The 6,096-nt window shown below is 43.6% G+C and carries 4 protein-coding genes; 2 read left to right on the top strand and 2 right to left on the bottom strand.

Going from position 1 to position 6,096, the window contains the following annotated elements:
• Together tusD and B4K26_RS04545 are read right to left on the bottom strand one after the other, a co-directional pair.
• Positions 1–426, bottom strand: a 426-nt coding sequence (tusD, locus tag B4K26_RS04550) for a sulfurtransferase complex subunit TusD (protein ID WP_296243827.1), incomplete at its 3' end; no start/stop codon positions are given.
• Between the two features lie 156 nt (positions 427–582).
• Positions 583–1,632: an NADP-dependent oxidoreductase gene (locus B4K26_RS04545; RefSeq protein WP_296243826.1), complete on the bottom strand. Its 1,050-nt coding sequence runs from the start codon at positions 1,630–1,632 to the stop codon at positions 583–585.
• A 387-nt stretch (positions 1,633–2,019) separates the two neighbouring features.
• On the opposite strand from B4K26_RS04545, the gene glnE reads away from it, so the two are divergent.
• Together glnE and B4K26_RS04535 are read left to right on the top strand one after the other, a co-directional pair.
• The gene (glnE, locus tag B4K26_RS04540) at positions 2,020–4,869 is read left to right on the top strand and encodes a bifunctional [glutamate--ammonia ligase]-adenylyl-L-tyrosine phosphorylase/[glutamate--ammonia-ligase] adenylyltransferase (protein WP_296243825.1); all 2,850 of its coding nucleotides are present in this window, start codon (positions 2,020–2,022) and stop codon (positions 4,867–4,869) included.
• A gap of 287 nt (positions 4,870–5,156) precedes the next feature.
• The gene (locus B4K26_RS04535) at positions 5,157–6,086 is read left to right on the top strand and encodes a branched-chain amino acid transaminase (RefSeq protein WP_296243824.1); all 930 of its coding nucleotides are present in this window, start codon (positions 5,157–5,159) and stop codon (positions 6,084–6,086) included.
• Positions 6,087–6,096: the final 10 nt, after the last annotated feature.

The raw sequence follows: 6,096 nt of genomic DNA, 5'->3' as shown, positions 1-6,096 counted from the left end.
CAAACGGCAGTTGCCTTGCATCATCATGGCAAGCTCGCTTAATCCGACCAGTTTAAATCCTGAGGCCAAATTTTCGCTATCTAACTGATGACGGGCACTGTTCTCATTATCTGAAATACCACGGCTGAGCGCAGTACTGACGCAGACAGGAAGCGTCAACTGATATTGCTCAGCGAGATTTTGCCATTCTTTCGTGATATTCCTTTGGTCAGCTGACTGCCAACGTAATCGATTGGCTGTATTTGCGGCATCAGCATAGAAAAAAATATTTAATGGCGTATGTGAATTTTGAAATTGGTCGCTATTCTCCGTCTTATTATTCGTGTCAGCAGTTTGTAGATAAGTGCGAGCGTAACGTAGTGCAATATGTGCCAGCGGATGGCTAGGATCAGCGGTAATTAATAATAGTGGTGTATTGGTTGTCATAAGCTTGCTCATCAGCATACATTGTCAGTTGGCGATATTTAGTAATAAAGTATTTAATGGAAACGGTTGGTAATCCTGGTTAACGCATACAATCAGTAACACCGATTGTGTATATTTAAAAATTAATCAGATTTTGTTTCTCTGGATTCATTTTTGTTATTCTTCTACCTCACCAACTTTAATCATCTGCTTACCGATATTTTCTCCAGAAAATAGTCCGATAAAGGCGTCAGGAATACTTTCAAAACCTTCAATGAGGTTCTCTTTATAGATTAAGTCGCCATTATTATACCAGTCAGCAATTTGCTTTTTGGCATCGTCGAATTCATCAGCAAAATCATAGACCACAAAACCTTCTATGCGGGCGCTCTTTTTAATTAATGTATGCATCGGCCTAGGGCCCTGCGGTGGGTTAGATTCATTATAATCGGCAATTTGACCGCAAATAGAGATTCGGGCATGCCTGTTAATATTGGCAAAGACGGCATCGAATAACTCCCCGCCAACATTATCAAAGAAGATGTCAACGCCATCAGGGCAGGCTTCTTTTATAGTGGCTTGCATGTCATCGACTTGCTTATAATTAATGCCTTTATCCAATCCTAAATCATCTTCTAAGTACGCAACTTTTTTGGCAGAGCCCGCAATACCGATCACTTTGCAGCCTTTTATCTTAGCGATTTGGGCGGCCATACTACCTACTGATCCTGCTGCACCAGAAACAACCACTGTTTCACCTTGTTTTGGCTGGCCAATATTTAGCAACCCAAAGTAGGCGGCAAGTCCAGGCACTCCAAGCATGCTAACAGCAGTAGAGATAGGCGCAAGCGTAGGGTCGACTTTTTCAATATCGGCAATATTGACCGTTTGATATTTTTGCCATGCAAATCGACCATGGACGATATCGCCAACCTTGAAGTTGTTATCGTTGTCCGTATTGGGGTGGTCTGTATCGATTGCCACGATCTGGGCGACGGTTCGACTGGTGATAGGTTTGTTTAGCTGAAATTTATTACCAGCAGCATCATCCTCGCCTTTATTCATAAATCCACGCATACCAGGGTCAACGGAAACATAAATACTTTTAAGCAGCACTTCGCCTTTTTTGAGTGTCGGCATATCGATATTATTGATTTTAAAGGTATCTGGTGTTGGCACGCCTGAAGGATGCTTAGCGAGTACGATTTCTTGATTTTGTTCTTTCATACTTATCTGTTTCATCTTGAGTGACCTATTTTTATCTTTTTATATCAATGCTTCAGGAAGGATGGAATATACTATCATGGATCTGTTTTATTATTGATTGTCGTAATAATAGTAACTGAGGTATACAGCGCATCGTGAAGTGATAAGAATAAATTATGAAGTAAAAAAGCCGCCATTATTTAGGCTTTAGCTATTTATGCTAACATGAAACCGCTCAAACCAAACAGTATCAATATGGTTAAGCGTCATTTTACACCTATTAGTGTCATTGTTTATCAAGAAGGTTCAGTTTGATAAACATGATGGTAATGGTAAAGAATTCGGTTATGTTCTAAGCTTATCCTGATATGGTTTTATAATATTTTGCTGCAAGGAGTTGTCGTCGTTATGCTATCTTCCGTACCGAATGGTACAGGCTTCCAGCCCACATCAGAGCAGCTAAAAGTGCTACAAACTGCGAGCGAATTTGCTTATCAGGTATGGCAAAGTCGAACGGGCGCTTGCCAGACGTTTTTGCGCAGCTATGCGTTAGAGAGCACCTTAACGCGCCAACAAATTGATGATCTTATTCAAGATTATACTTTAGACGAAAATTACCAACTTGCTGATGAAGCCAAAGTCATGAGCGGTTTGCGTCATTTGCGAATGCTTTTGATGATGCGCTGGATTTGGCAAGATGCCTTGGCAGTGATTGAACTTGAGCAATTGACCGACGAGCTGTCTGAATTCGCGGATGGCTGTATTTTATTTGCCAAAGACTACACGTACCAGCAGCTGGTTGCACAATATGGTCAACCGACCTTTATTAATACTAAAGGCAACGTACAAGCTGATGATATGGCGATTATGGCAATGGGAAAGCTTGGCGCCCATGAGCTTAATTTGTCGAGTGATATCGACCTTATTTTTGTCCATCAGGCGCGCGGTGAAACGGATGGCGATAAAGCCAAAGGCACACGCAGTATTGATAATAAGCGGTTTATGACGCGGCTTGGGCAGGGCATTATCAAACTACTTGATAACAATACGGCCGATGGCTTTGTATTTCGGGTCGATATGCGGCTGCGACCGTGGGGTGATGGCAGTGACTTGGCGATACATCTATCGGCATTACAGAAATATTTTTCTCAACATGGACGGGCGTGGGAGCGTTTCGCTTGGCTCAAAGCTCGAGTGGTCGGACACATCGAGCAGCCATTTTACGATGACATACAAGCGCTGATTAAGCCTTTTGTGTTTCGCTATTACGTTGATTACAGTGCTTTTTCGGCTCTCAGAGAAATGAAATCTCTGATTCAAAATCAAGTGGTTCAGCGTGAGGATTTGGACAATATCAAGCTCGGTGCTGGCGGTATTCGAGATATCGAATTTATCGTCCAAGCATTTCAACTGATTTATGGCGGTCGGCATCCGCAGTTGCAAGTGAAGTCTTGTTTGGGGGCGATGCAAGCGTTGTGTCAGCTTGGGTATTTAGAACACGAGACTTATCACGAGTTGCAAGCTGCGTATCGTTTTTTACGTCGTCTTGAGCACGGTATTCAAGCGATTAATGATCAGCAAACACAGCGCCTACCGCATGATGCGAAGTGGCAGCATAATCTGGCGATCACCCTTGGTTTTGCGGATTGGAAAGCGTTATTAGCGACGTTGAATGATCACCGCCATCATGTCAATGTTCCGTTTGAGCGGATGGTTACCGAACGGCAAATACCCGATCAAGATAATGACGAGCTTGAACCAGAACGTTTAAATGAGCAAATTGCCCGTTTAAATGAGGTGTTGAGCGAAGAAAATCGCGAGCTATTACAGGGTTTTTGGCAGTCGAAAATGGTCGCCAATTTAAGCGATGAGGCGCGTGAACGTTTAGATGATGCTTATCCTGTTATTGTACACGCGCTACTTGCCCATGAAGAACAGCAGCAACTGGCGAATACCGCTTTGCCGCGTTTAATCGCCTTATTAGAAGCTATTTGTCGCCGTTCTATTTACCTAGTGATGATTGCAGAAAATCCTAATGCAACCGTAGAGCTGATTCCGATGTTGTCTGCTAGCCCTTGGATTGCAAAAGAACTGGCCCATTATCCGGTGCTTTTAGACACATTTTTACAGCAGCGCTATCGTCATCTGCCAGACAAGCTTGAGCTGCGTGATATTTTGCGTCAACAGTTATTGCGCGTAGAGCCAAACGATGAAGAAGAGCTCTTAAGCGTATTGCGGTTATTTAAAAAGAACCAAGTGTTGGCGGTCGCTGCCAGTGATGTATTGGCAGAGCGTCCCATTATGAAAGTGTCGGACTCACTGACTTACATTGCCGCTGTGGTGCTAGAGGCCGCGCTTGAGCGTGCTTTTGCCGAAATTGTCAAACGCTATGGTTACCCAATTGGTCAAGACGGTGATCCGGTCACTGAAGCGGATTGCGGCTTTGCCATTATCGGCTATGGCAAACTTGGCGGGCTTGAGCTGTCATATTCATCAGATTTAGACTTGGTATTTTTGCATAAAATAAAAGAGCAGGGCATGACTACAGGAGAAAAATCCGTCAGTGGTATGAAGTTTGCCGCCCGTTTGGCACAAAAGCTAATGACCTACCTTAATACCCAAACCCGTGACGGCCGCGCTTATGAAGTCGATATGCGGCTGCGCCCTTCGGGTAATGCGGGCATGATGGTGATTTCTTGTCACGCCTTTGAAACCTATCAGCTTGAGAAGGCTTGGTCATGGGAGCATCAAGCATTGGTACGAGCGCGGGCAATCTGCGGTGATAGACGCGTTACGGCACGTTTTTGTGATATTCGTCGAACAGTTTTGGCATTACCGCGTACCATTGAGCAAGTTCGTATCGAAGTCACGAGTATGCGTATTAAAATGCAAAAACATCTGGGCACTAGTCAATGGCAACAGCAAGCGGGCAAGTTTCACCTCAAACAAGATGCTGGTGGCATTGTAGATATTGAGTTTTTGGCGCAATTTGCCGTATTAGCCTATTCGCACGAGCATCCTAGTTTGACCAAATGGAGTGATAACGTCCGTATCTTTGAAGAAGTGGCGGCGCTTGGTATTTGGGAGGCAACAGTTTGCCAAGATTTGACCGATGCTTATTTACGCATCCGCGCAGCGACCCATCAATTGGCCTTATCCGAGCAATCGTTACTGGTTGATGAATCGCTTTGGAAAGAAACGCGAGCACTGGTACAAACGCAGTGGCAACATCTGATGGGCGTAGAATCAGCGGAATAACGCTGCGGTAAAATAATGATTTGGCAGTATAAAGTTAATCTAATAAACGTAGGGTCTTAATAGGGATTTTACTCAAGGGTGTATGAATAAAAGCCACGTGGTGATAAACTAAAATATTGTATTTGCGTAGTGTGCCGATGATATAATCACGGGCACATTAAATTCGTATATAGAAAAATTTGCTCCTGAAAATAGGCTCTCAATGCCAACAGGCAATTTTAATAAATATATTTACTTAACACTCAACAAAAAAAGTTAGACGTCAGCGCTAGCATAAGGACTATTAAATGAATATGGCAACACAAGAAGGTAAGCTTTGGATGAATGGCACAATGATTGAGCAGCCAGATGCCAAGGTTCATGTACTTACGCATAGCCTGCATTATGGCATGGCGGTATTTGAAGGGGTACGAGCCTACCAAACGGCTGACAATCGCACGGCAATTTTTCGTTTAAAAGAACATACCGAGCGCCTATTGGGTTCTGCTAAAATCTTTCAAATGAAAGTGCCTTTCGATGCAGCGACTCTTGAGCAAGCACACAAAGATGTCGTTAAGCAAAACAACTTGGCAGAAGCCTATATTCGTCCGCTTATTTGGGTTGGCGCCGAAAAACTTGGTCTGTCATCACACGACAATAGCATCAACGCAATGGTCGCCGCTTGGCATTGGGGCGCATATCTTGGTGAGGATGGTATCAAAAACGGCATTCGTGTAAAAACGTCATCATTTACCCATCACATGACCAATGTGACCATGTGTAAAGCAAAAGCTTCAAGTAACTACCCTGTGTCTATTATGGCCAATCAAGAAGTCACGCGTAATGGCTACGATGAAGCTATATTAATGGACTCACAAGGCTATGTTTGCCAAGGGTCAGGCGAGAACTTATTTTTAGTTAAAAATGGCGAGCTGCATACGCCAGACTTAGCAGGCGGCGCATTAGATGGTATCACGCGTCGTACTATCATTCAGTTTGCTGAAGATTTGGGTATCAAAGTCGTTGAGCGCCGTATCACTCGTGATGAGTTTTACTTGGCTGATGAAATCTTTATGACAGGTACAGCGGCTGAAGTAACACCTATTCGTGAATACGATGACCGCATCATTGGTAATGGTGGCCGTGGTCCGTTGACTGAAAAACTGCAAACCTTATATTTTGATGTGGTTCATGGCCGCAATGAACAATATATGGACTGGTTAAGTTTTATTGATTAATTTTTTACCC

Origin of the sequence: Psychrobacter sp. UBA6766 (assembly GCF_002453355.1) — a bacterium.
In the GTDB taxonomy this organism is placed as follows: Bacteria; Pseudomonadota; Gammaproteobacteria; order Pseudomonadales; family Moraxellaceae; genus Psychrobacter.
The sequence above is the reverse complement of the archived record's forward strand: the minus strand, read 5'-3'. Positions and strand labels throughout refer to the sequence as shown.

Coding starts and splice junctions, on each gene's coding strand:
- B4K26_RS04545 (WP_296243826.1), bottom strand. CDS start 1,632: ATGAAAGAACAAAATCAAGAAATCGTACTCGCTAAGCATCCTTCAGGC.
- glnE (WP_296243825.1), top strand. CDS start 2,020: ATGCTATCTTCCGTACCGAATGGTACAGGCTTCCAGCCCACATCAGAG.
- B4K26_RS04535 (WP_296243824.1), top strand. CDS start 5,157: ATGAATATGGCAACACAAGAAGGTAAGCTTTGGATGAATGGCACAATG.